This is a genomic window from Streptomyces sp. NPDC058872 (assembly GCF_042743065.1).
Taxonomy (GTDB): Bacteria; Actinomycetota; Actinomycetes; order Streptomycetales; family Streptomycetaceae; genus Streptomyces.
This window is the reverse complement of the sequence record NZ_JBHYMK010000011.1, coordinates 143,044-164,122: the sequence shown is the minus strand read 5'-3', so window position 1 is coordinate 164,122 and position 21,079 is coordinate 143,044. Positions and strand designations below refer to the sequence as shown.

The window sequence follows — 21,079 nt, the reverse complement described above, 5'->3', positions numbered from 1 at the left end:
TCCACCACGAAGGCGCTGATGCCCTTGGAGCGCTTGTCGGGGTCGGTGACGGCCATCACGGTGTAGTACTCCGACTCGCCGGCGTTGGTGATCCAGCGCTTGACGCCGTTGAGGACCCAGGAGTCGCCCTCGCGCACCGCGCGGGTCTTCATCCCGGCCGCGTCCGAGCCCGCGTCGGGCTCGGACAGGCAGTAGGAGAACATCGCGTCGCCCTTGGCCAGCGGGCCGAGGTACGTGTGCTTGAGCTCTTCGGAGCCGGACAGGATCAGCGGCAGCGAGCCGAGCTTGTTGACCGCCGGGATCAGCGAGGAGCTGCCGCAGGCGCGGGCGACCTCCTCGATCACGATCACCGTGGCGAGGGCGTCGGCGCCCGCGCCGCCGTAGGCCTCCGGGACGTGCACCGCGTGCAGGTCGTTGGCGACCAGCGCGTCCAGGGCCTCCCGCGGGAACCGGCCCTCCTCGTCCACCGCAGCCGCGAACGGAACGATCTTCGCCTCCGCGAGGGCACGCACCGACTCCCGGAGCATGTCGTGCTCCTCGGAAGGCCGGTACAGGTCGAAGTCCTTAGCCATGATGTGGAGCTCCCCTAGACGCTTGTGGCACTGAGTACCCTCAGCAAAACACACTCAGTGCCATGATGCCAGGGCGCCCCGACACCATGGGGTGTCGGGGCGCAGAGGGAACCGCACGGTTTGCTTTTTCAGTCAGAGGCTTCCGTGAAGTTTCCTTGCTCCCTGCGGCGCAGGGCCGCGTCGTAATCGGCACCGAGCGTCCGGGCGCGTCCCTCGGTGAGGTCGAGGCCGGTGAGCAGTGCCGGGGTGCAGATGCTCGGCATGAAGTGCTGGAGCAGCACCGAGACGCGATGGAGCAGGTCGCTGCGGTCGCACAGGATCTGGGACATCGCCTGGACCCCGGAGAAGGCGCCGGAGAAGAGCTGGGCCGTGTCCGTCACGTTCACGTGGACGAGCAGTTCCCCGCGCGCCTTCGCGACCATCAGGATCTCCGAGACCTGATCGATCCAGGCCTGGAAGGGGGCCACCCGGTCGACCCCGGTGGCACCGCTGTCCAACGCCAGGGCGACGCTCGCCCGCACCAGCGCGTCGCACTGCAAGCGGTGGGCGAGCAGGAAGGCCTGGTCCGCGAGTTCTTGGAGCTTGATCGCCTGCGGAGCCAGGGGCACGTCGAGCATCTGTGCGTCGAGCACGCCCAGGGCCAGGTCCTCCTTGGAGGCGAAGTGGAAATACAACGCCCCTTTGGTCACCCCGGCGCGCACCAGGATTTCGCCGATGGTCGTGCGCTCGTACCCGCGCTCCGCGAAGACGGTGGCGGCCGACTCCAGGATCGCCCGTCGGGTCTTTATTGCACGCGCTTGCTGAGCCAAGGCGCCTCCTGCTGTGTCGCTGTCCGTGCTCACCGTGTGACGTGAAGCATTGAAAAGAAAACCGCGCTGTACGTATTCTAAATCGGGCGGACAGGCCGCCCGGGGGTGCGTGGACGCAAGGGGGATCCGTGGTAAGGGACTGTCCGGAAACGAGGACGCACGTCCCCGGGGAGTTCGTCCATCGAGCGGACCCCGCGGACATCATTCCCACGGGTTGGACCCGATTGTCGGAGAGTCGGTTCTCCGTCTCCGCCCACTTCCCTGCCGCACATCCCTTCTTCTCCCCGGTTACGGGCGATCGTCACGACCCGGTGCTGGTGGCCGAGACGATACGTCAGGTGACCATGCTCCTCGCTCACGCCGAATTCGGGGTACCCGTCGAGGACCAGTTCGTCATGTACGGCCTGGGCTACTCCGCCGACGCCGAGGTCCTCGCCGTGAGCGGGCTCTCCCCGGACGTCACCGTCGACGTCACCTGCTCCGACGTGGACAGCCGGCGCGGTGGTCTCCGCAGCCTGCGCACCACCATGGTGTTCACCCGTGACGGCCGCCACCTCGCCACCGGGACCGGCATGACCCGCTGCACCTCGGCCTCCGCCTACCGCAGGATCCGTGGCGAGCGCATGGCCGCACTGGGCCGCCCGGTTCCGCTGGTACCGGGTGTCGACCCACAGCTGGTCGGTCGCCGGCGCAGCGCGGACGTCGTCCTCGCCCCCGGCACCCGTCCCCGTCAGTGGCAGCTGAGGATCAACACCGGACACCCCACGCTCTTCCGCCGCCCGAACGACCACATACCGGGGATGTTGCTCCTCGAAGCAGCCCGGCAGGCGGCCCTGGCGACGCTCGGCGGCGGGGCCTTCCTGCCGACGGCCATGGACGTCTCCTTCTCCCGGTACGCCGAACTCGACAGTCCCTGCTGGATCGAAACCGAGGTCCTGACCGGGGGAGATCCCCGGACGGTCGCCGTCAGGGTCACCGGACTGCAGGACGGCCGTGCCGTCTTCCTCTCCACGATCACCTCCCCGACCCGGGACCTGGCGCTGGTCGGCGCACGCCGCGACGCCTGCCTGGCGGGTTGAACCGGACCAGGGCCATGGGACCTCGCCTCTTGATCACCGGTGCGACCGGATTCATCGGCAGCCGGGTGGCGGCGCTCGCGGCGCTCGCCCCGGAGCCGGCGCACGTACGGCTGCTCGCCCGCCGCCCCGTCGTCCCGTCGGAGGCACTCGCCACGGCCGCCGAGGAGGGGGTGCGCGCAGTGGACCGCCCGACGGTCGAGGCCGTCCCGGGCGACCTCCGTGATGCCGAAGCGCTCCGTCGAGCCTGTGCCGGCATCGACGTGCTGGTCCACTGTGCCTCGGCGGTCGGTGCCGGGGAGGAAGTGTCCCGCGCGGTCAACGACGAGGGCACCCGGGCCCTGGTCGACGCGGCCCTGGAGGCCGGGGCGACCCGGATCGTTGCCCTCAGCACCGCATCCGTCCACGGCCGCGGCCCCTTCCGCGCGGCGAAGCCCGGCAGCCTTCCGCTCGCCCCCGGATCGACGACCAGCCGTACCCGGGCGGCAGGAGAGCGGCACGTCGTGGATGCGGGCGGCACGGCACTGCGACCGCACCTGGTGTACGGCACCGGCGACCGGCAGGTGGTGCCGGGAATCGCCCGGCTCCTCGCCGCGCTGCCGGGACCACTGGACGGCGGGTCCTCGCTGCACTCCATGATCGACGTCGAGGCACTGGCGCGTGCCGTGCTCGGCGCGGCGCTCGCGCCGACGGTCCAGCCCGGTCCGCACTACGTCGGCCACCCCGAGCCGGTCCCGGTGACGGAACTGATCGCCGCAGTCGAGGGGCTCGTCGGCGGTGCGGCGGAGCGGCCCCGGGACCGCGCGGTCGACATCGCCGGAGCCAGGGACCTGCTCGCGGGCCTCCCCTTCGCGGGCCACCACCTGGACATGCTCGCCGTTGACCACTGGTTCGCCGACGAGCGGCCCTGGCAGGACTGGGGCTGCGACCCCGGTCCGGGTTTCGGGGCGGGCTTCGCCGATCACCTGCCCTGGTACCGGAAGCTCCTCGGCGACACGCCCTGAGCCTTTCCCCGCCGCGCCGCGGGTCCGTGCGACGTTCCCCCGTGCGGTCACCCGTGTGTCCCGGTGCGATGTGCGGCGCGGAGCCGAGGTTCACCCCGTCGCCCCCTGTCGCTCCATTCCACCAAAGCGACTGCTTGGTAATGTGCCGATTGCCGATGCGCTTCCCGTGCTTTCCGGCCGAGCCCTTCGCCGGGGCGCGCGGAGCGGGGCGAACACCCCGTGCTGCCGTGCCGGGAAAAGGCGTGGCCGAGAGGGGAAAGGGAGTCCTTCCGGAAGTGAAGAGGGCCATCGATCAACCGGGCGGCGGTGCGGCAGGCGTCTTGTGCCGCTGCTTCCGCGCAGGGCGAGAGCCGTCCGCGCGACCCGGGATGTGATCCGCGCTCGTGCCGAAGGCCCCGCCGACCACCTTCCGTTCCCTTTCCGTCCGCAACTTCCGGCTCTTCGCGGCCGGACAGTTGGTGTCCGTCGCGGGAACCTGGACGATGGTCGTCGCCCAGGACTGGCTCGTCCTCGGCATGACCGGCGACTCCGCCACGGCCCTGGGGGCCGTCACCGCCCTCCAGTTCGCCCCGGTGCTACTGCTCACCCTCTACGGAGGGCGCCTGGCCGACCTGTACGACAAGCGGATGCTGCTCACCCTCGCCAACCTGGCGGCGGGGGCCTTGGCCCTGACTCTGGCCGTGCTCGACCTGACGGGGACGGTGCGGCTCTGGCACGTCTGGTTGCTCGCCCTCGGCGTCGGCATCGTCAACGCGGTCGAGGTCCCGACCCGGATGTCGTTCGTGGGGGAGTTGGTGGGCAACGAACTGCTGCCCAACGCCTCCGCGCTGAGCGCCGCCTACTTCAGCATCGCCCGCGTGGCCGGACCGGCCCTCGCCGGACTGCTCATCACCGCTTTCGGCACCGGTTGGGCCATCGCCCTGAACGCGGTGAGCTACCTCGCCACCGTCGCCGGGCTGCGCATGGTGCGACCGGAGGAGTACCGGGGGTGCGTCGTGGAGGACGCCGCCGCGGGGCGGGAGGAGGCAGAGGTACGGGTGAGGGACGGGCTGCGGTACGTCGCCTCCCGCATCGACCTCACCCTGCCGATGCTGCTCGTCGCCGCGATCGGCCTCTTCGGCATGAACTTCCCGTTGACCCTGCCGCTGCTCGCCAAGACGGTGTTCCACGCCGATGCCGCCTCCTTCGGCCTCCTCAGCGCCTCCTTCGCGGCCGGCTCCCTCCTGGGGGCCGTCGCCGGCACCCGGCGCAGCGGGCGTCCCGCGGCCCGGACCGTCATCGGCGCGGCCCTCGCCTTCGGGGTGCTGGAGGCGGCGGCCGGGTGGGCGCCTGGCTTCATCGGTGCGGCCTGTCTGCTCGGACTCACCGGATTCGCCTCCGTCTCCTTCCTGCAGGCCGCCAACCACCGCATCCAACTCGGCAGCGACCCCCACTACCGGGGCCGGATCCTCGCCCTCTACACCGTGATCCTGCAGGGCACCACTCCGCTGGGAGCCCTGCTCGTCGGTCTGCTCACCGAACGGCTCGGTGCCCGCGCGGGCCTCTGGTTCGGCGGCCTCGTCTCCGCCGCGGCCGCCCTCGTCGCGCTCCTCTTCGAGCACCGGCGGACGCGCCGTCCCCCCGACCGGGAGGAGGTGCCCGAGGTGCCCGAGGACGCCCGTGCCCACCCCCGCTCCGGCATCGGTCCCGACGAACGGCCGGTGCGCGGTGCCACCCCCGGGGGCCAGGAGGGGTGACCCGTCGCCCCGGGGCGACGGGTCCGGTGGGGGCGCGCCGGCCTCATCCTCGGGGGCCCACCGCCCCGTACCGCGCGAGGAGCCGCTCCCGACGGGACGGTTGGAGGTTCGCGCGGGTCACGTCCCCGTCGTAGTGGGCGAGGACCCGCGGGTCCATGACGCGTCGCCAGAGCGGGGGCACGTACGCGAGGACGATCATTCCCGCGTACCCCGTGGGCATCTCGGGGGCCTCGTCGAAGTGGCGCAGCGATTGGTAGCGCCGGGTGGGATGGGCGTGGTGGTCGCTGTGCCGCTGGAGGTGGTAGAGGAAGACGTTCGAGGCGACGTTGTCGCTGTTCCAGCTGTGGCGCGGGGCGCAGCGCTCGTACCGACCGCTCGGGGCGAGCTCCCGCTTGAGGCCGTAGTGCTCGGTGTAGTTGATGACTTCGAGCAGGCAGAAGCCGAAGACGGCCTGGGCGGTGAGGTAGGGCAGGACTCCGGGGCCGAAGGCGAGCGCGAGCGCCGTGAAGAGCACGAGCGACAGGGCCCAGGAGTTGAGGACCGTGTTGTGCGGGCTCCACACGGACCGTCCCCGGCGTCGGAGGCGTCGCGCCTCCAGGCGCCACGCCGAGGTGAGGCCACCGAGGACGGTCCGCGGCAGGAAGCGCCAGAAGCCTTCGCCGAGCCGGGCGCTCGCCGGGTCCTCCGGGGTGGCGACGCGGACGTGATGGCCGTGGTTGTGCTCGACGTAGAAGTGCCCGTACCAGGTCTGGGCGAGCGCGATCCGGGAGAGCCTGCGCTCCAGGGCCTCCGTCTTGTGCCCCAGCTCGTGGGCCGTGTTGATGGCGATGCCGGCGACTCCACCGAGGGTGAGGGTCAGCCCGATCCGGTCGACCGCGGAGAGGTCCCCCCGGGTGATGAGCCAGCAGCCGAGGACCAGACCGGCGTACTGGAGGGGCAGGTACAGGAAGGTGCACCAGCGGTAGTAGCGGTCCTGTTCGAGCCGGGCGATCGCGCTGTCCGGCGGGTTGGCGGCGTCCTTGCCGATGAGGTGGTCGACGACGGGGAAGACCGCGTACAGGACGAGGGGCCCGGTCCACCAGAAGACGCCGAGACCGGTGGCGGTCGCCAGCCCCCAGGAGAGGAAGGGAAAGGCCGGGATGAGCAGACCGAGCAACCAGAGGTGGCGCTTGGGGTCGCGCCAGGCGACGGGTGCTTCGGGAGCGCCGGTGACCCGGGGCGCTTCCGGCGTGTCGGGGGAGTCGCTGGGCAGGGGCACGACCGGCTCCTCACGGAGGGTGGACACTTTGCATGTCTTCTGTCCATTTTATAGACGCCTTCCCTGCTAACCGTCAATGCTTTGGACAGTGCCCCCTGGATAAAGTGGGGACACGATGACACGTTTCCGCGAGAGTGTTCGGTCCCTCCTGCGCGAGCAGGTGCTCGATGCCGCCTACCGCCTCGTCGCTGCCGAAGGGTGGGGCGGGCTGCGCATGGCCGCCGTCGCGCGGGCCGCCGGCATCAGTCGACAGACGCTCTACAACGAGTTCGGCTCGAAGGACGCCATAGGCAATGCGCTGGTCCAGCGCGAGCTGGAGGGCTTCCTGCTCGGCATTCAGCGTGAACTCGACGCTCACCCGGGTGATTTGGAGGCGGCGGCTGCCGCGGGCGTCGGCTACACGCTTCAGCAGGCCGTGGACAATCCGCTCATCAAGAGCGTCCTCCTTGCGGCCCGGGGGGGCGAGGACGACCTCCTCGCCTACCTCACGACCCGCCCGGAACCGGTCTTCGGTACGGCGATGGCGATGCTCGACGCGTATGCGATCGAGGCCTGGCCCGATGTGGACGAGGAATCCCGGGGGCTCGCCGTCGAGACGATCGTGCGGCTCACCGTGAGCCACATCGTCCAGCCGGCCGCCGCACCCGAGGAGTCGGCGCGCCGCATCGCCAGGATCACCGCGAGGATCGCGTACCCCGGTGGCGCGTGAGCGGCCCGGGCGGGTGAAGGGGCGGCCCGGTGCGGTCCGGGCGTCGGCCCGGCCCTTCTCCGGTCGGCCCGCTCCGCTCCCCGCATCCACCGGGGCCACGGGGCGTCGTGCGGCTCGCGGGTGGCCGCCGCTCCCTCCCGGCGTCACCGGAAACGGGTGAGGTCCGCTGTCGGACACGGGGGATCTCCGACAGCGGACCTCTGTTGAACATTCTACGAGATGTTCGAGCGTGCTTCGTCCGCGGGGCGTCGGTGGCGAAAGGGCGGGGCGGCGGGGTACACCTCACATGAGGCGCGGACGCGGCCGACGGCCGGCCGATCGGTGCCGGACGGGTCCGGCAGCCGGGGCCCGTTCCGTCGCGCCGCCGGTGACGAGGAGGTCGTGGTGGAAGGCAGGAGCAAGGGGTTCGTGCGGTCCTTCAACCGTCTCGGCGGGTACGGCTTCGTCGTCCCCGTGGGCTCCGAGGAGCAGGTCTACTTCAGTGCCGAGGACATCGAGGGCGAGGACCGGGTCCTCGCCGAGGGACAACAGGTCACCTTCGTCCTGGTCCTCGGCGAGGGCCGCTTCGAGGCGAAGGAACTGCGCGTCTGACGGGGGTCGGTGTGCGTCCGACGCCCGGTGGTACTGTGCCGAAGCCAGTCGCACCTTTGTACGCACCTGAGCGGGTACGTGCACGGGTCAGGGAATCCGGTGCGAGACCGGAACTGACGCGCAGCGGTGAGGGCGACGGGCGGCGCATCGGCCACTGGGCAGCACGACGGGCCCGGGAAGGCGCTCCGTCCGGCTGACCCCGAGTCCGAAGACCTGCTGGCGGCCCCGGCGGCACGTGGTCGTCCGGGGAGCACCGTACGACAGGCTCCGCGTATGAGCCGTGGACGCAGAGGAAGTTCCGTGCTGCTCGCACCCCCGGTCCGCTCCGCCCTGCCCGCCCTCGCCGGCATGCTCCTCCTCGCCGCGACGGCCACCGCCTGCGGTGGTGGGCCCACTGCCGCTCCGTCCGGGACGGGAGCCCCGGAGCGCGCCCGTCCGGTGGCGCTCGACGACAACTGCGGCCGACCGGTCCGCGTCGACCGGACCCCCCGGCGTGCCGTCGCCCTCGACCAGGGCGCAGCGGAGATCATGCTCTCCCTCGGCCTCGCCGACCGCATGGTGGGCACCGCGACCTGGACGGACCCGGTGCTGAAGGGCCTGGAACGGGAGAACGCCAAGGTTCCGCGACTCGCCGACCGCTATCCCTCCTTCGAGAAGGTCCTCGACGTCGAACCCGACTTCGCCGCCGCCTCCTTCGCGTACACCCTCGGTGAGGGCGGCGTCGCGACCCGCGAGCGGTTCGAGCAGTTCGGCATCCCCACCTACCTCTCGCCCACCGATTGCGTCGGCAAGGACAACAGCGGCGACGGCGACGGGGTCCGCACCCGCCCGCTCACCATGGAGACGGTCTACGGCGAGATCCGGGACCTGGCAGAGGTCTTCGCGGTCCCGGAGCGGGGCGAGGAACTCGTTGCCCGGCTCAAGGCCAGGGTGACCGGCGCCACGGCGGCGGCCGACTTCACCGATGCCACCGTGCTCTACTGGTACTCCGACGCGGAGGCGCCCTACACGGCGGGCTGCTGCGGGGCACCCGGCATCGTCACGAACGCGCTCGGGGCGAAGAACGTCTTCGACGACACCCGCGAGGAGTGGCCCCAGGTCAATTGGGAGACCGTCGCGGACCGCGACCCCGACGTCCTCGTGATCGGCGATCTGACACGCCGGGCCCAGTCGGCCGAGAGTGCCGCCAAGAAGATCGAGTTCCTGGAGTCCGACCCCGTCACCCGGAACATGACGGCGGTGAAGAACAAGCGGTACGTCCTGCTCAGCGGCCAGGCGCTCAATCCCACCCTCCGTACGGTCGAGGGCATCGAGAAGGTGGCGGCTGCGCTCCGCTCGTACGGGCTCGCCGGGTGACCGCGCACCCCCGGAGCGAGGTCGCCGCCGCTCCCGGTCGGGCCCTCGGAGCCCCCGGCGGCGGGAGCGGAGACGCCCCGCCGTCGGTCCGGACCGGGGCGCTGCTGTGGACGGCGCTCGGGTCCGCCCTGCTGGCCCTGTCGGTGGCCGTGGCCATCACCATCGGGCCGGCGGACATCGGAGTCGGCGAGGTCGGGTCCGTGGTGACCGCGCACCTCACCGGCGGGACCTCGACGCTCTCACCGATCCGCGACGGGATCGTCTGGGACCTGCGGTTGCCCCGTACCCTCCTCGCCGCCGTCTGCGGAGCCGGACTCGCCGTCTGCGGAACGGTGATGCAGGCGCTCCTGCGGAACCCGCTCGCCGACCCCTTCGTCCTCGGTGTCTCCTCCGGAGCCTCGACCGGTGCGGTCGCGGTCGTCGTCCTCGGCGTCGGCGGGGGCCTCCTCTCCGTCACCGGTGGCGCCTTCCTCGGAGCCGTGGTCTCCTTCGCGCTCGTCCTCCTCCTCAGCCACACCCTCGGCGGCTCGACGGACCGGGTGGTCCTCGCCGGTGTCGCCGCGATGCAACTCTTCTCCGCCCTCACCTCCTTCGTCGTCATGACCGCGGCCGACGCCGAGACCACCCGGGGAGTGCTCTTCTGGCTGCTCGGCTCGCTCGCCGGCTCCGGCTGGACCGAGGTGGGGACGTGCCTCGCCGCCCTCGCCGCGGCCCTGCTCGTCTGCGGAGGGTACGCAAGGACCCTGGACGCCTTCGCCTTCGGAGAGGAGGCCGCCGCCTCCCTCGGCGTCGCCGTCGTGCGGACCCGGCTCGTCCTGCTGTGCGTCACCGCCCTCCTGACGGCCGCCCTGGTCTCCGCCGCAGGCGCGATCGGCTTCGTCGGCCTCGTCCTGCCGCACGCAGCCCGTGCGCTCGCGGGGCCCGGACACGCCCGCCTCCTGCCGATCACGGCCCTGGCCGGAGCGGTCTTCCTGGTCTGGGCCGACACGCTCGCCCGCACGGTCCTCGACCCACAGGAGGTGCCGGTGGGCGTGCTCACCTCGCTGATCGGCGTGCCGGCCTTCGTCCTCGTCCTGTACCGCACCAGGAGCGCCCGATGACCGAAACCGCGGACGTGAGGACGAGCGCCGGCACCGGACTCGCCGCCGATCGGGTCGTGCGCACGGCCGCTGACGTCCTCGTCCTCGACGGGGTCAGCGTTCGGCTCGTCCCGGGGACCGTCACCGGGCTGCTCGGACCCAACGGATCGGGCAAGTCCACACTGCTGCGCCTCCTCTCCGGGGTCCTCGCCCCCCACTCCGGGACCGTCACGCTCGACGGGGAGCCACTGGGCGGGCTCGGTCGCCGCACGGTCGCCCGGCGCCTCGCCGCGGTCGAGCAGCAGGCCGACACCCAGACCGATCTGACCGTCGTCGACGTCGTCCGCCTCGGTCGCGTGCCGCACCGCCGGGCCTGGACCCCGGCCTCGGCCGACGACGAGGCGGCGGTCCGCACCGCCCTCGAACGCACCGGGCTCGCGGACCGTGCGCGGCAGCCCTGGCGCACCCTCTCCGGCGGCGAACGCCAGCGCGCCCAGATCGCCCGCGCCCTCGCCCAGGAGCCGCGCGAACTCCTCCTCGACGAACCCACCAACCACCTCGACGTCCAACACCAACTGGACCTCCTCGCCCTCGTCGCCGGCCTCGGCCTCACCGCCGTCGTCGCCCTGCACGACCTCAATCTCGCGGCGATGTACTGCGATCGACTCGTGGTCCTCGCCCGCGGGCGGGTGGTGGCGAGCGGGGCACCGGAGGAGGTGCTCACCGAGGAACTCATCGCCGAGGTCTACCGCGTCCGCAGCACCGTGACCCGACCGGGCCCCGACGGGCGCCCGCACATCCGCTTCCTGGGTACGGTGGGCCCATGTCCAGGCCCGAACCCGAATCCGTAGCACCCGATTCCGCCCCCGCTGCCCGCCCCCACCAGCGGACTCCGGGAGCGCGCGAACTCGCGTCAGCGGCCGAGGTGTTCGGCCTCCTCTCCGATCCCACCCGGCTTCACCTGGTATGGCTGCTCACCCGGGGCGAATCCGACGTCGGCGCCCTCACCGAGGCGTGCGGGGCCGCGCGGCCGGCGGTCAGCCAACACCTCGCCAAACTCCGCCTCGGCGGGCTGGTCCAGTCCCGCAAGGACGGCCGTCGGGTCGTGTACGCGATGCCCGACGGACATCTGAAGCGCCTGGTCGTCGAGGCGATCAACCGTGCCGACCACCAGGTGACGGGAGAGCCCTGGCACGACTGACGTTCCTTCCCGCACCCGAAGGCGTCAACATGTGCGCAATCGTGCACGTGTCGGCTACGGTGGAACCACCAGCCGTTCGCCGTGGCCGACCGGGGGCACCCCCATGCTGTCCGTCCTGCGCAACCGCACCTACCGACGCCTCTTCGGCGCCCAGGTCGTCGCCCTCGCGGGCACCGGCCTGGCCACCGTCGCACTGGGCCTCCTCGCCTACGACCTGGCCGGGACGGACGCCGCCGCCGTGCTCGGCACCGCGCTCGCCATCAAGATGGCCGCCTCCGTGGGGATCGCCCCGCTCGCCGGCGCCCTCGCCGCACGCGTGCCCCGCCGTGCCCTGCTCGTCTCGATGGACCTGGCGCGGGCGACGGTCGTGCTGGCGCTCCCCTTCGTCACCCGGGTCTGGCAGGCGTACGTCCTGATCCTGCTGCTCCAGGCCGCCTCCGCCCTCTTCACCCCGACCTTCCAGGCGACGATCCCCCAGGTGCTGCCCGAAGAGCGCGACTACACCGAGGCGCTCTCCCTCTCCCGACTCGCCTATGACCTGGAGAACCTGGCGAGCCCGGTGCTCGCCGCCGCCCTGCTCGCCCTGGCCCCGTACGACTGGCTCTTCACCGGCACCGCCGTCGGGTTCCTCGCCTCCGCCCTCCTCGTGCGGACCGCCCGCCTGCCCGCACCCGGGCACGCACCGGGCGGACGGTCCGACACGGAACGGGACGTCGACGCGGGAACGGAGCCCGGGGCCGAACCGCGGGCCGGGGCTGGGGGGCACGACCGGTACGCCCGGGTGGCCTTCGGCATGCGACTGCTCCTCGCCACCCCGCGCCTGAGGGCCCTGCTCGCGCTCGACCTGGCCGTCGCGGCAGCCGGGGCCGTGGTCCTGGTCGACACCGTGCTCCTCGTCCGCGACGTCCTGGGGCGCGGCCCCGGGGACGTACCGCTCGCGCTCGGCGCGTACGGTGCGGGATCCATGGCCGTGGCCCTGCTGCTGCCCCGCGTCCTGAACCGGCGGGACGATCGGGGGCTCATGCTGGGGGCCGCCCTCGTCCTGCCCGGTGCCCTCGTCCTCCTCGCCCTCGGCCTCTCCGTCGCGCCCGGCCCCTGGTCCTGGCCCGCCCTCCTCGCCCTCTGGGGGTCCTCGGCGCGGCCGGTTCGGCGGTGCTCACCCCCGGTGGCCGGGTGTTGCGCCGCTCCGCCCGGAGCGATGACCTGCCGGCCGCCTTCGCCGCCCGGTTCTCCCTCTCGCACGCCTGCTGGTTGCTCGCCTACCCCTTGGCCGGAGTGCTTGCCGCGCGGGTCGCTCCCGCGGTCTCGGCGGTCGTGCTCGCGGCGTTCGCCCTCCTCGGGGCGGTGGCCGCAGTGCGCCTCTGGCCCCGGGACGACCCGGCCGCGCTGGAGCACGACCACCCCGAACTTCCCTCCGGGCACCCGCACGTGGCGGGAGCGGGCGCTTCCCACGTGCATGCGTTCCACATCGATGACCTGCACCGGCGATGGCCCCCACCACCAGGACGGGCGAAGGCGGCCGTCCGCACCGCGGTGCGGACGTCGAGCCCCGGACGCTGAACGCCGCTCCGCCGTCCGTGCGGTGTCTGCGGCTACGGGGTCTGGAAGCCGGCGTCCCGAAGGAGCTCCTGCGCCGCGGGCGAGGACAGCCAGGTCACGAAGGCCGTTGCGGCTTCGGCGTTCTTCGACTCCTTGAGGGTGGCGGCCGGGTAGGAGGCGACGGCGTTCTGGGCGTCGGGGATCTCGACCGCGTCGACCTTGTCCCCGGCGCTCGCGACGTCGGTCTCGTAGACGAGCCCGGCATCGGCCTCGCCGAGCTCGACCTTGCTGAGCACCGCGCGGACGTTCGGCTCCTGGGAGACCGGCCGCACCGTGACCTTGTGGGCGTCGAGGATCTTCCGGCTGTACTTTCCGGCCGGAACCTCGGGGGCGGCGAGCACGACCTTCAGCCCGGGATCCGCGAGGTCGTCGAGCCCGTCGACCCCGAAGGGGTTTCCCTCGGCGGTGGCGATGACCAACCGGTTCTTCGCGATGACGGTCGGAGTGCCGGTGTCCGCCCGGACCTTGTCCATGCTCTTGGTGTCCGCGGTGACCAGGGCGTCGGCGGGGGAGCCCTGGGCGACCTGGGCGACGAGCTCCTGGGAGCCGGCGAAGGAGAAGGCGACCGTCGTCCCGGGGTGGTCCTCCTCGTACGCGGCCCCGGCCGTCTTGAACACGTCCGTCAGCGAGGCGGCCGCGAGCACCGTCAGCCGGACGGAGGGCGCCCCGGAGCCCTTCGGTGCGTCCCCCCGTTCGCCGCTCCCGCAGGCGGCGAGCGGAGCGAGCAGGGATACGACGAGAGCGGCCGTGGCGACACGACGTGGGGTCAGTGGCATGTGCGACACGTTAGGCAGTGAAGGCTCGCATCTGCAACAAGTCTGTGGGAGTCTCCATGGCTGATGAGAGGTGGATAGGAGGAAGGGATGAAGAAGGGCGCCTCTTGGGGGCCCGAGGCCTTCCGCGCCCTGTCCGCCCCCGGGGACGTCCCCCGGGGACGTCCCCCGTCCTCCGCACCACCCCGGGGTCGATGCCCTCCCGCCCGCTCCCACGACCGTCGTGCCCGTTGCTTCGCCGTTTCCGTCATGCGTCCGAGGGTCCCCGGCGCACGTGCCCGCCGGTGCTCAGCGGGACCCGAAGGCCTGCGTCCAGTACGGGCCGCCGGCCGTGTGCAGACCCACGCCGATCTCCTTGAAACCGCAGTTCAGGATGTTCGCCCGGTGACCGGAGCTGTTCATCCAGGCGTCCATCACCTGGGCCGCGGTGGTCTGCCCCTTCGCGATGTTCTCGCCGTACGACGACCACGCGTACCCGGCAGCGGTGATCCGCTCGCCGGGCCCGTCGCCGTCCGGGTTGGTGTGGTCGAAGAAGTTCCGCGCGGCCATGTCGTCGGAATGCCCCTGGGCCGCCTTCGTCAGCAGGGCGTTCTCGCTCAGCGGCCCGCAACCCGCCTTGGAGCGCTCCGCATTGACCAGGCTGATCACCTGCTGCTCCGTGGAGCCGGAACCGGAGCCGCCGCCGGAACCGGATTCCGTGCGCGTGGCAGTGGGGGCCGCGGTCGACGGCGGGGCAGTCCGCGTCGCCCGCGGAGACCGGGACGGTGCCGGAGAGGAGGTGCGCGGAGCCGTCGACGCGGTGGGGGAGGGGCGGGCGGTCTTGCTCGGGGTCGGCGATGCGGAACGCGAGGGAGTGGCGGAGGGGGAAGGCGTGGTCGTGACCGTGGTGGGTGCCTGCACCGTGGGCAGGTCGACGCCGTTGGTCGCCGCGAGCGTTCCCTCCCGGGCCCCCTTGTCCTCGTCGGGACCGGTGGTCAACACGAAGGCCCCTCCGGCGACCGCCACCACGGCGATGCCCGCCGCGAGGACGGCGCGCCTGCGGTCGCGCCGTCGCTGCCGCCGGCGGCGACGGGCCGCGCGGGCGCTCCGGGCGCCGCGCCCGAGGGTCGGAGCGGTGGCCGTCGTGGCGGCGGCGAGGGGTGCGGTGTCCGCGGCGGCCCCGGTCGCAGAGCCCTCGAAGCCCGCCCCCTCGAAGCCCGCCCGCTCGCGTATCCCCGTGAGGAGCATCGCCGCGGGCGGCACCAGCAGCAGTCCGGCGAGCAGCCCCTCTGCCGGGACGAGCCCGCTCCACAGCCCCGCGCAGTGCGCACAGCTCCGGGCGTGCCGAGCGATGCGCTTGCGCCACAGGGCCGAGGGACGGCCGTCCCAGGTGCCCGTCTCGTACTGCAGGGTCGGACAGGGAGGGTTCTGTGCCAGGGCACGCACGACCACGCGCGCGGCCTCCAAGCGGTCCTTCATCCGTTGGATCCGCACCGCCGTGTGCTGTGGTGACAACTGGAGGGCGGAGGCCACCTCGTGACGGGTCAGTTCGCCGGCGCACTCCAACCACCAGAGGGAGAGCAGGTCACGGTCGTCCGGCTCCATCCAGCGCGCCGCCTCGGCGGTTTCCCGCCGTTGCCCGGACAGGTTCAGCCGGACCACGGTCAGCTCCACGAAATCGGTACCCGGCTGCGCAAGACCGCGGGCGTCGTCGAGGTCGCCCGTCGGTATGCCGGCCTGCTGCTGCCGGTGCCAGTGGCTGCGCACGCCGTTCATGGTGATCGCCACCAGCCAGGACCTGAAGCTGTCCGGGGAGCGCAGTCCGCCGAGCCCGGCGAGCGCCCGCAGCATCGTCTCCTGCACGACGTCGTCGACGTCGTGGTGACCGTTCAGCGCCCGGCCCACGATGTTGTAGACCAGGGGCAGGTGCAGCTCGACGAGCCGGTCCTGGGCCCGGGGGTCTCCGCCCTGTGCCGCCCTGACCAGTTCCGTGACGTGCTGTGCGCCCATGCTCCCCATCACCCTGTCTGCTCCCGCCGTCGTCGATGGCCAACGGATGGGAGAGCACGGGGCGGCGGGCCCGATAACAGAAAACCGCGAACGAATTCCAAGAACTCCGTCCTCCGGTGGGGGAGGCCGGGGCGCACCCCGGGGCTTCGTGGCTTCTGCGAGCGGGAGCCGCTGGGCATCCGCCAAGAGGTCGGGGACGTGACCGGGCTGGGGGACCTCGACCGGCGGTTCGGCGTCGCCCCGGGGGTACGGCTGCTCGACTACGCCCCGGACAGGGCCGCCACGGCGCGGACGTGCCGCACGGTGCACCGCAGCCTGAAGCCCGGTGGCGAGTTCTTCGTCCTCGCGCAGAAGCCCGACCACCGTGTCGACCGGGCCGGGACCGGTGCGCTGCCCCGGCCCGTTCATCCGCGCGGACCCGCTCGGATGCCCTCCCGACCGGCAGCGGGCAGGCTGGTTCCCGGGCCGTGCTCGCGGTCGAGCGGGGAGACCGGAGAGGAGAGGGACCCATGGTCAGGCGGCGCGGGACGGGTCCCCGGGTGAGCGCGGACGTGCGGTTCCTCGCACGGCTCGCGGTGCTCGCGGTCGTCGCTTCGGTGATCGTGATCCTGCTGCCGCTGGGGAACGGCGGACTGGAGGTGGTCGGTGCCGGGCTCCTCGGCCTGGTGCTCTGGGCCGTCGGCACCTGGTGGTTCGTGGCGCGCCGCGGCTCGGTGCGCCTGCTCGGTGCGCTCCTCGCGGTCGGCGCGCCCGTCGCGGTCCTGGTGCTGCTCGCGCACGGCGGCCGCTGGGTGACGGCTCTGGTCCTGGGCCTGTGCTGGGGAGCGGCCTTGGCCTGTGCCCGTGAGGCGCTGCGGAGGTCGCGCCCGGAGCGGCCGGTACCGGCGGTGCCGGCCGTCCGCCCGGAGCGACCGGTCCTGATCATGAACCCGAAGTCGGGGGACGGGAAGGTCGCCCGTTTCGGGCTGGTCGAGCGGGCGGAGGAGCTCGGTGCACGAGTGGTCCTCCTCGACCCGTCGACCCCGACCGACATCGCCGCACTGGCCCGGCAAGCCGTCGCCGAGGGCGCGGACCTGCTCGGCGTCGCGGGCGGCGACGGCACCCAGGCCCTGGTCGCGGCGGTTGCCGCCGAGCACGACCTGCCCTTCCTCGTGGTGTCGGCGGGCACCCGCAACCACTTCGCCCTGGACCTGGGACTCGACCGCGCCGACCCGGCCCGTTGTCTGGAGGCGCTGGTCGACGGGGAGGAGCTCCGGGTCGACCTCGGCGACGTCGCGGGCCGGGCCTTCGTCAACACCGTGTCCTTCGGGGTGTACGCCGACGTCGTCCAACGCCCCGAGTACCGCGACGACAAGGCGGGCACGATCCTGAAGGTCATGCCGGACCTCCTGGTCGGCGAGGGCGTGCGACGGCTCGATGCGCGCGTCGACGGCACGGCCCTCTCGTCCCAGCAGGCGGTGCTGGTCAGCAACAACCCGTACGTCTCGCCCGACGAGCTCAGCGGGAGCGGTCGCCGGCCGCGTCTCGACGACGGTGAACTGGGCGTGCTCGCGATCCGGGTCGAAGACGCGACCCAAGCCGCCGACCTGGCCGTACGGGGTTCGCAGTCCAGCGGGCTCACCGTCATGGCCGCGCAGCGGGTCGAGGTGACGTCCGACGCGGACGAGATCCCCGTGGCGGTCGACGGCGAGGCACTGCAGATGCCCACCCCCGTCGTGTGCACGCTGCGCCCGGGCGTCCTGCGGGTCCGGGTTCCCCGTGACCGTCCGGGCGCTGCGCCACCGGTGCCCCCCGTGAAATGGCGCCGGATCCTCGACCTCGCCTTCGGGACCGGGACGGCGGCGCCCTGAGGGGGCGAAGCGCCTCGCCCCCGAGCACGGCACGGAGCCTCCGGGTGCCGCACGAGGAAGGAGGGACCCGTCCGGTCGCGGTCCTGACGGGGGACTCCGGGGGTGACCCGGTGACCCGACGCATCCGAGGTCGTTGGCAAACCATGAAGAAGATCATTGCCACCGCTGCCCTCGCCCTCACGGGTCTCGCGCTCGCTTCACCGGCCCATGCCGACGACGACGCCAACTTCGGAAGCGGCGTCAACGCCGCGAACAACTGGAACTTCAGCGCCGCCGCCGTCTGCTTCCAGGAACTGGCGGTCGTCCCCGTGGGCGGGGCCTGGACGGGCGACACCGTCAACCACTGCGCCAACGGAAACGTCCTCGACCACGGCACCGGCTGAGCGGCGGGCCCGGACCACCGCCCCTCTGCGGCCCGCGCATCGGGGCGGGCCGCGGAAGGGCCTTGGGCGACGGACCGGTCCGCGCCGCGAGCGCGAGGCCCGTCGCAGGGGCAGCCGCCCCGGTCCGCCGGTCGTCCCCGACTTCCACCCGGCCGGAGGTCCGGGCGATCGGAGGCCCCCGCGCCGGTCGCCCCGGATCAGCAGTCCAGAGCGTGCCCGGTCGTCGAGTCCACGTGGTCCGGGACCGTGTCGTGGCGATCGCCCACGCTCGACGTCCCGGTGGGCTCGAACATGAGGAGGGAGGCGCCGGACGGAGCCTGCGGCTTGTGTTCCGTGCCCCGGGGAACGGTGAAGACGGATCCCCGGGAAAGCGTGACCGTGCGTTCCCCGGCGGGCTCGCGCAGGGAGATGTCCAGCTCGCCGTCGAGCACCAGGAAGAACTCGTCGGTGTGGTCGTGGACGTGCCAGACGTGCTCGCCCTCGACCTTGGCGATGCGGACCTCGTAGTCGTTGACGTGCGTGACGATGCGGGGGCTCCACAGGGCGTCGAACGAGCTCAGGGCCTTGCTCAGGGAAATGGGATCGCTGCTCATGGGGTCAATCCTGGGGCCTGTCGCACGACCGTCGTGAGTGCTAGGAATTGCACATGGCGAAACAATCCTCGCACCACGATCGGGGGGCGCGTGCGCACCGGGTCGTCGTGATCGTCGACGCGAACTCGAACCCCTTCGAGCTCGGCTGCGCGACCGAGGTCTTCGGCCTGCGCCGACCGGAGATCGGCCGCGACCTCTATGACTTCGCGCTCTGCTCCCCCGAGCCCCGCACCCTGATGCGGGACGGATTCTTCACCCTCACGGGAGTGGCCGGTCTGGAAGCGGCCGATGCGGCCGACACCCTGATCGTCCCGAACCGGCCGGACGTCGAGGTGCCCCGCCGTCCCGCCGTGCTCGACGCCGTCCGGCGGGCGCACGCGCGCGGTGCCCGACTGGTCGGCTTCTGCAGCGGCGCCTTCACCCTGGCCGAAGCCGGCGTCCTCGACGGGCGACGGGCCACCGCCCACTGGCAGTGGGCGGATTCCTTCCGGGCCCGCTTCCCCTCCGTCCACCTGGAAACGGACGTGCTGTTCGTGGACGACGGCGACATCCTCACCGCTGCGGGGAGCGCGGCTGCGCTCGACCTGGGATTGCACGTGGTCCGCCGCGACCACGGTGCGGAGGTCGCCAACTCCGTGAGCCGGCGACTGGTCTTCGCGGCACATCGGGACGGCGGACAACGGCAGTTCGTGGAGCGCCCGATGCCCGATCTGCCGGACGAGTCCCTCGCCCCCGTCCTGTCCTGGGCCCAGGAGCGCCTGGACTCGCCCCTCACCGTCTCCGACCTCGCGGCACGTGCGGCGGTCAGCCCGGCGACCCTGCACCGCCGTTTCCGGGCGCAGTTGGGCACGACGCCCCTGGCGTGGCTCACGGGGGAACGACTCTCCCTGGCATGTCGCCTGATCGAGCGGGGGGAGTCGCGCTTCGAGGTGGTCGCGCGACGCAGCGGGCTCGGCACCGCCACCCATCTGCGCACCCTCATGCGCCGCGAGACCGGCATCACGCCGTCGGCGTACCGGAACCGGTTCGGGCCGGAGGCCACATGAGGGGCTTCCGGCGCTGCCGCGTTCGGCCGCGGTGCACTTCGACCACGCCGGCTGCGGGCACGTGCAGCGCGTCATCACGGTCCGCATGGGACGGTTCAACGGGTTCGTGCGTGGTCCGATACGGCTGGACCCGTACGGGCGTCATGAGCGTCACGGCGATGCTCCTGGCCATGGCGGTGGGCTTCCTCCCGCCCGTGGGGCCACCGGAGACGGGGCGGGAACGAAGTCGCATCGACCTCGCGGACACGCACGCGTTCAGCCACCCGCACAGCTTGACAGCCAAGAACAAGAAGGTGGAAGCGGCGTCAGTCCTCCGTGTCGGCTGCCTCGATGGCCGCCAGCGTCACGGTGCCGTCCTCGGCGACCGACCAGCCGGGGTTGTGGCACACCTCCCAGCGGTGGCCGTCGAGGTCGGCAAAGTAGCCGTGGTAGCCGCCGAATGCCGCGCGCTGCGGCTCTTTGAGGACGGTTGCTCCTGCCGCACGGGCCCGCTGCATGGCCTTGTCGACTTCGGCGGACGAGCCGAGGTTCTGGGCGAGGGTAAAGGACGTGCCGACTGTTGCCGGATGTCCGGTGTCGGCACCGAGGTCAGCCAGGGGGAAGAGCGCCAGGGCCAGTCCCTTGCCGATCTGGTAGAAGACGATCTGCTCCAGATCGAGCAGCGGTGTCCAGCCCAGGCCATGGCTGTAGAACTGGCGGCTGACCTTCACGTCCTCGACGCCCAGTGTCACCAGGTTCAACTGCTGGTTCATGAATCGCCTCCATGTGTTGCTAGGAGATCGCCACCCGGCAGCAAAGCTACCGTTGCAACAGGGCGAACGTCGCCTGATGCGGCACCTAATAGCCGGTCGTGCCGTCGAGCATCTCGCGCAGGATGTCCAGGTGGCCGTTGTGTCGGGCGGTCTCTTCGGTGAGGTGGAGGAGGATCCAGCGCAGGTCGACGCGGAGGCCGTTGCGGATGGTTCCCTCGGCCTGCTCGTCCAGGTCGTTCCCGGCGACCAGTTCTCGGTACCGGGCGCTCTGTTCGGCGTATTCGTCGAGCAACTGCGCGAGCGGGAACTCCACGGCGATGCGCATCTCGCGGTCCGGGTCCTCGTCCGTCATGGGGGCCCGGTCTTCCTCGCCGAGGAAGATTACTTGGAACCAGTAGTACTCGACCCAGCGGAGGTGGTTGATCACTCCGCTCATGGTCATCAGCGGCGAACCCGGCAGGAGCGCCTTGCGGGCGTTCTCCGCAGAGACGCCTTCGCACTTTGCGCGGGCGGTGTCCCGCGCGTAGTCGAGGAAGGTGGTGAGCTGGGTGCGCTCGTCCCACGCGGGCGGTGTGTCATTGATCCTCGTCATCGTGCGAAGTGTCCCCGATCACCGCGACCGACGTCGAGGCATGGAGCGACGGGCCCGACCTGCGCCGCTCCGCTCCTCGTCCGGCGGGTCGCTCCGGGCATTCAGCGCCGG

General features: G+C 72.1%; 20 protein-coding genes, 1 pseudogene and 1 riboswitch. Of the genes and pseudogenes, 13 read left to right on the top strand and 8 right to left on the bottom strand.

Annotated elements, in window-relative coordinates; all coding sequences use genetic code 11:
- Positions 1-572, bottom strand: a 572-nt coding sequence (locus ACFW22_RS09870; protein WP_386401128.1) for an acyl-CoA dehydrogenase family protein, incomplete at its 3' end; no start/stop codon positions are given.
- A gap of 128 nt (positions 573-700) precedes the next feature.
- On the bottom strand, positions 701-1,381 hold the full coding sequence (locus tag ACFW22_RS09865) for a ScbR family autoregulator-binding transcription factor (protein WP_386401126.1): 681 nt from the start codon (positions 1,379-1,381) through the stop codon (positions 701-703).
- A 128-nt stretch (positions 1,382-1,509) separates the two neighbouring features.
- Here ACFW22_RS09865 and ACFW22_RS09860 point away from each other — a divergent pair, with 128 nt between their 5' ends.
- From ACFW22_RS09860 to ACFW22_RS09850, 3 genes are all read left to right on the top strand, one after another.
- Entirely contained in the window at positions 1,510-2,460 is a 951-nt protein-coding gene (locus ACFW22_RS09860; RefSeq protein WP_386401124.1) for a ScbA/BarX family gamma-butyrolactone biosynthesis protein, read from the top strand.
- 14 nt (positions 2,461-2,474) lie between these two features.
- Positions 2,475-3,461 (top strand): NAD-dependent epimerase/dehydratase family protein, encoded by a 987-nt coding sequence (locus tag ACFW22_RS09855; RefSeq protein WP_386401122.1) that lies wholly within the window; start codon positions 2,475-2,477, stop codon positions 3,459-3,461.
- A gap of 383 nt (positions 3,462-3,844) precedes the next feature.
- Positions 3,845-5,197, top strand: coding sequence for an MFS transporter (locus ACFW22_RS09850; protein ID WP_386401120.1), 1,353 nt, complete (start codon positions 3,845-3,847; stop codon positions 5,195-5,197).
- Between the two features lie 43 nt (positions 5,198-5,240).
- Here ACFW22_RS09850 and ACFW22_RS09845 read toward each other — a convergent pair whose 3' ends face one another.
- Positions 5,241-6,455, bottom strand: a complete 1,215-nt coding sequence (locus ACFW22_RS09845; RefSeq protein WP_386401118.1) for an alkane 1-monooxygenase — start codon at positions 6,453-6,455, stop codon at positions 5,241-5,243.
- Between the two features lie 115 nt (positions 6,456-6,570).
- Here ACFW22_RS09845 and ACFW22_RS09840 point away from each other — a divergent pair, with 115 nt between their 5' ends.
- The 7 genes and pseudogenes from ACFW22_RS09840 to ACFW22_RS09810 form a co-directional block, all read left to right on the top strand.
- A complete protein-coding gene (locus ACFW22_RS09840; protein ID WP_386401116.1) occupies positions 6,571-7,164 on the top strand; it encodes a TetR family transcriptional regulator in 594 nt (197 codons plus the stop codon).
- Between the two features lie 381 nt (positions 7,165-7,545).
- Positions 7,546-7,755: a cold-shock protein gene (locus tag ACFW22_RS09835; RefSeq protein ID WP_386401114.1), complete on the top strand. Its 210-nt coding sequence runs from the start codon at positions 7,546-7,548 to the stop codon at positions 7,753-7,755.
- 55 nt (positions 7,756-7,810) lie between these two features.
- Positions 7,811-7,991, top strand: a riboswitch (cobalamin riboswitch).
- A gap of 37 nt (positions 7,992-8,028) precedes the next feature.
- Entirely contained in the window at positions 8,029-9,111 is a 1,083-nt protein-coding gene (locus tag ACFW22_RS09830) for an ABC transporter substrate-binding protein (protein WP_386401112.1), read from the top strand.
- Positions 9,112-9,212: 101 nt separating this feature from the next.
- Complete coding sequence (locus ACFW22_RS09825) at positions 9,213-10,211, top strand: FecCD family ABC transporter permease (protein ID WP_386401145.1); 999 nt, start codon at positions 9,213-9,215, stop codon at positions 10,209-10,211.
- Positions 10,208-11,041 carry an ABC transporter ATP-binding protein gene (locus ACFW22_RS09820; RefSeq protein ID WP_386401110.1) on the top strand — a complete coding sequence of 278 codons (834 nt, stop codon included), beginning with the start codon at positions 10,208-10,210 and terminating at the stop codon, positions 11,039-11,041. The genes ACFW22_RS09825 and ACFW22_RS09820 overlap by 4 nt, the downstream gene beginning before the upstream one ends.
- A complete protein-coding gene (locus ACFW22_RS09815; RefSeq protein WP_386401108.1) occupies positions 11,014-11,391 on the top strand; it encodes an ArsR/SmtB family transcription factor in 378 nt (125 codons plus the stop codon). The genes ACFW22_RS09820 and ACFW22_RS09815 overlap by 28 nt, the downstream gene beginning before the upstream one ends.
- Before the next feature lie 103 nt (positions 11,392-11,494).
- Positions 11,495-12,879 (top strand): annotated as a pseudogene (locus tag ACFW22_RS09810) (MFS transporter); the annotation flags it as partial.
- Positions 12,880-12,983: 104 nt separating this feature from the next.
- On the opposite strand, the gene modA reads toward ACFW22_RS09810, so the two are convergent.
- Together modA and ACFW22_RS09800 are read right to left on the bottom strand one after the other, a co-directional pair.
- Entirely contained in the window at positions 12,984-13,766 is a 783-nt protein-coding gene (modA, locus tag ACFW22_RS09805; protein WP_386401106.1) for a molybdate ABC transporter substrate-binding protein, read from the bottom strand.
- A 285-nt stretch (positions 13,767-14,051) separates the two neighbouring features.
- Complete coding sequence (locus tag ACFW22_RS09800; RefSeq protein ID WP_386401104.1) at positions 14,052-15,752, bottom strand: sigma-70 family RNA polymerase sigma factor; 1,701 nt, start codon at positions 15,750-15,752, stop codon at positions 14,052-14,054.
- A 509-nt stretch (positions 15,753-16,261) separates the two neighbouring features.
- Between ACFW22_RS09800 and ACFW22_RS09795 the strand changes: the two genes are divergently transcribed.
- Entirely contained in the window at positions 16,262-17,602 is a 1,341-nt protein-coding gene (locus tag ACFW22_RS09795) for a diacylglycerol/lipid kinase family protein (protein WP_386401102.1), read from the top strand.
- A gap of 143 nt (positions 17,603-17,745) precedes the next feature.
- Positions 17,746-17,985, top strand: coding sequence for a hypothetical protein (locus tag ACFW22_RS09790; RefSeq protein ID WP_386401100.1), 240 nt, complete (start codon positions 17,746-17,748; stop codon positions 17,983-17,985).
- Positions 17,986-18,182: 197 nt separating this feature from the next.
- Here the strand turns inward: ACFW22_RS09790 and ACFW22_RS09785 are convergent, their stop codons facing one another.
- Positions 18,183-18,578, bottom strand: a complete 396-nt coding sequence (locus ACFW22_RS09785; protein WP_386401098.1) for a cupin domain-containing protein — start codon at positions 18,576-18,578, stop codon at positions 18,183-18,185.
- 53 nt (positions 18,579-18,631) lie between these two features.
- Between ACFW22_RS09785 and ACFW22_RS09780 the strand changes: the two genes are divergently transcribed.
- The gene (locus ACFW22_RS09780; RefSeq protein ID WP_386401096.1) at positions 18,632-19,624 is read left to right on the top strand and encodes a GlxA family transcriptional regulator; all 993 of its coding nucleotides are present in this window, start codon (positions 18,632-18,634) and stop codon (positions 19,622-19,624) included.
- Between the two features lie 305 nt (positions 19,625-19,929).
- On the opposite strand, the gene ACFW22_RS09775 is transcribed toward ACFW22_RS09780, so the two are convergent.
- Positions 19,930-20,376: a VOC family protein gene (locus ACFW22_RS09775; protein WP_386401094.1), complete on the bottom strand. Its 447-nt coding sequence runs from the start codon at positions 20,374-20,376 to the stop codon at positions 19,930-19,932.
- Positions 20,377-20,461: 85 nt separating this feature from the next.
- On the bottom strand, positions 20,462-20,968 hold the full coding sequence (locus ACFW22_RS09770; RefSeq protein ID WP_386401092.1) for a DinB family protein: 507 nt from the start codon (positions 20,966-20,968) through the stop codon (positions 20,462-20,464).
- Between the last annotated feature and the right edge of the window lie 111 nt (positions 20,969-21,079).

Coding starts and splice junctions, on each gene's coding strand:
- ACFW22_RS09785 (WP_386401098.1), bottom strand. CDS start 18,578: ATGAGCAGCGATCCCATTTCCCTGAGCAAGGCCCTGAGCTCGTTCGAC.
- ACFW22_RS09815 (WP_386401108.1), top strand. CDS start 11,014: ATGTCCAGGCCCGAACCCGAATCCGTAGCACCCGATTCCGCCCCCGCT.
- ACFW22_RS09790 (WP_386401100.1), top strand. CDS start 17,746: ATGAAGAAGATCATTGCCACCGCTGCCCTCGCCCTCACGGGTCTCGCG.
- ACFW22_RS09770 (WP_386401092.1), bottom strand. CDS start 20,968: ATGACGAGGATCAATGACACACCGCCCGCGTGGGACGAGCGCACCCAG.
- ACFW22_RS09795 (WP_386401102.1), top strand. CDS start 16,262: ATGGTCAGGCGGCGCGGGACGGGTCCCCGGGTGAGCGCGGACGTGCGG.
- ACFW22_RS09800 (WP_386401104.1), bottom strand. CDS start 15,752: ATGGGCGCACAGCACGTCACGGAACTGGTCAGGGCGGCACAGGGCGGA.
- ACFW22_RS09830 (WP_386401112.1), top strand. CDS start 8,029: ATGAGCCGTGGACGCAGAGGAAGTTCCGTGCTGCTCGCACCCCCGGTC.
- ACFW22_RS09775 (WP_386401094.1), bottom strand. CDS start 20,376: ATGAACCAGCAGTTGAACCTGGTGACACTGGGCGTCGAGGACGTGAAG.
- ACFW22_RS09820 (WP_386401110.1), top strand. CDS start 10,208: ATGACCGAAACCGCGGACGTGAGGACGAGCGCCGGCACCGGACTCGCC.
- ACFW22_RS09855 (WP_386401122.1), top strand. CDS start 2,475: ATGGGACCTCGCCTCTTGATCACCGGTGCGACCGGATTCATCGGCAGC.
- ACFW22_RS09780 (WP_386401096.1), top strand. CDS start 18,632: ATGGCGAAACAATCCTCGCACCACGATCGGGGGGCGCGTGCGCACCGG.
- ACFW22_RS09840 (WP_386401116.1), top strand. CDS start 6,571: ATGACACGTTTCCGCGAGAGTGTTCGGTCCCTCCTGCGCGAGCAGGTG.
- modA (WP_386401106.1), bottom strand. CDS start 13,766: ATGCCACTGACCCCACGTCGTGTCGCCACGGCCGCTCTCGTCGTATCC.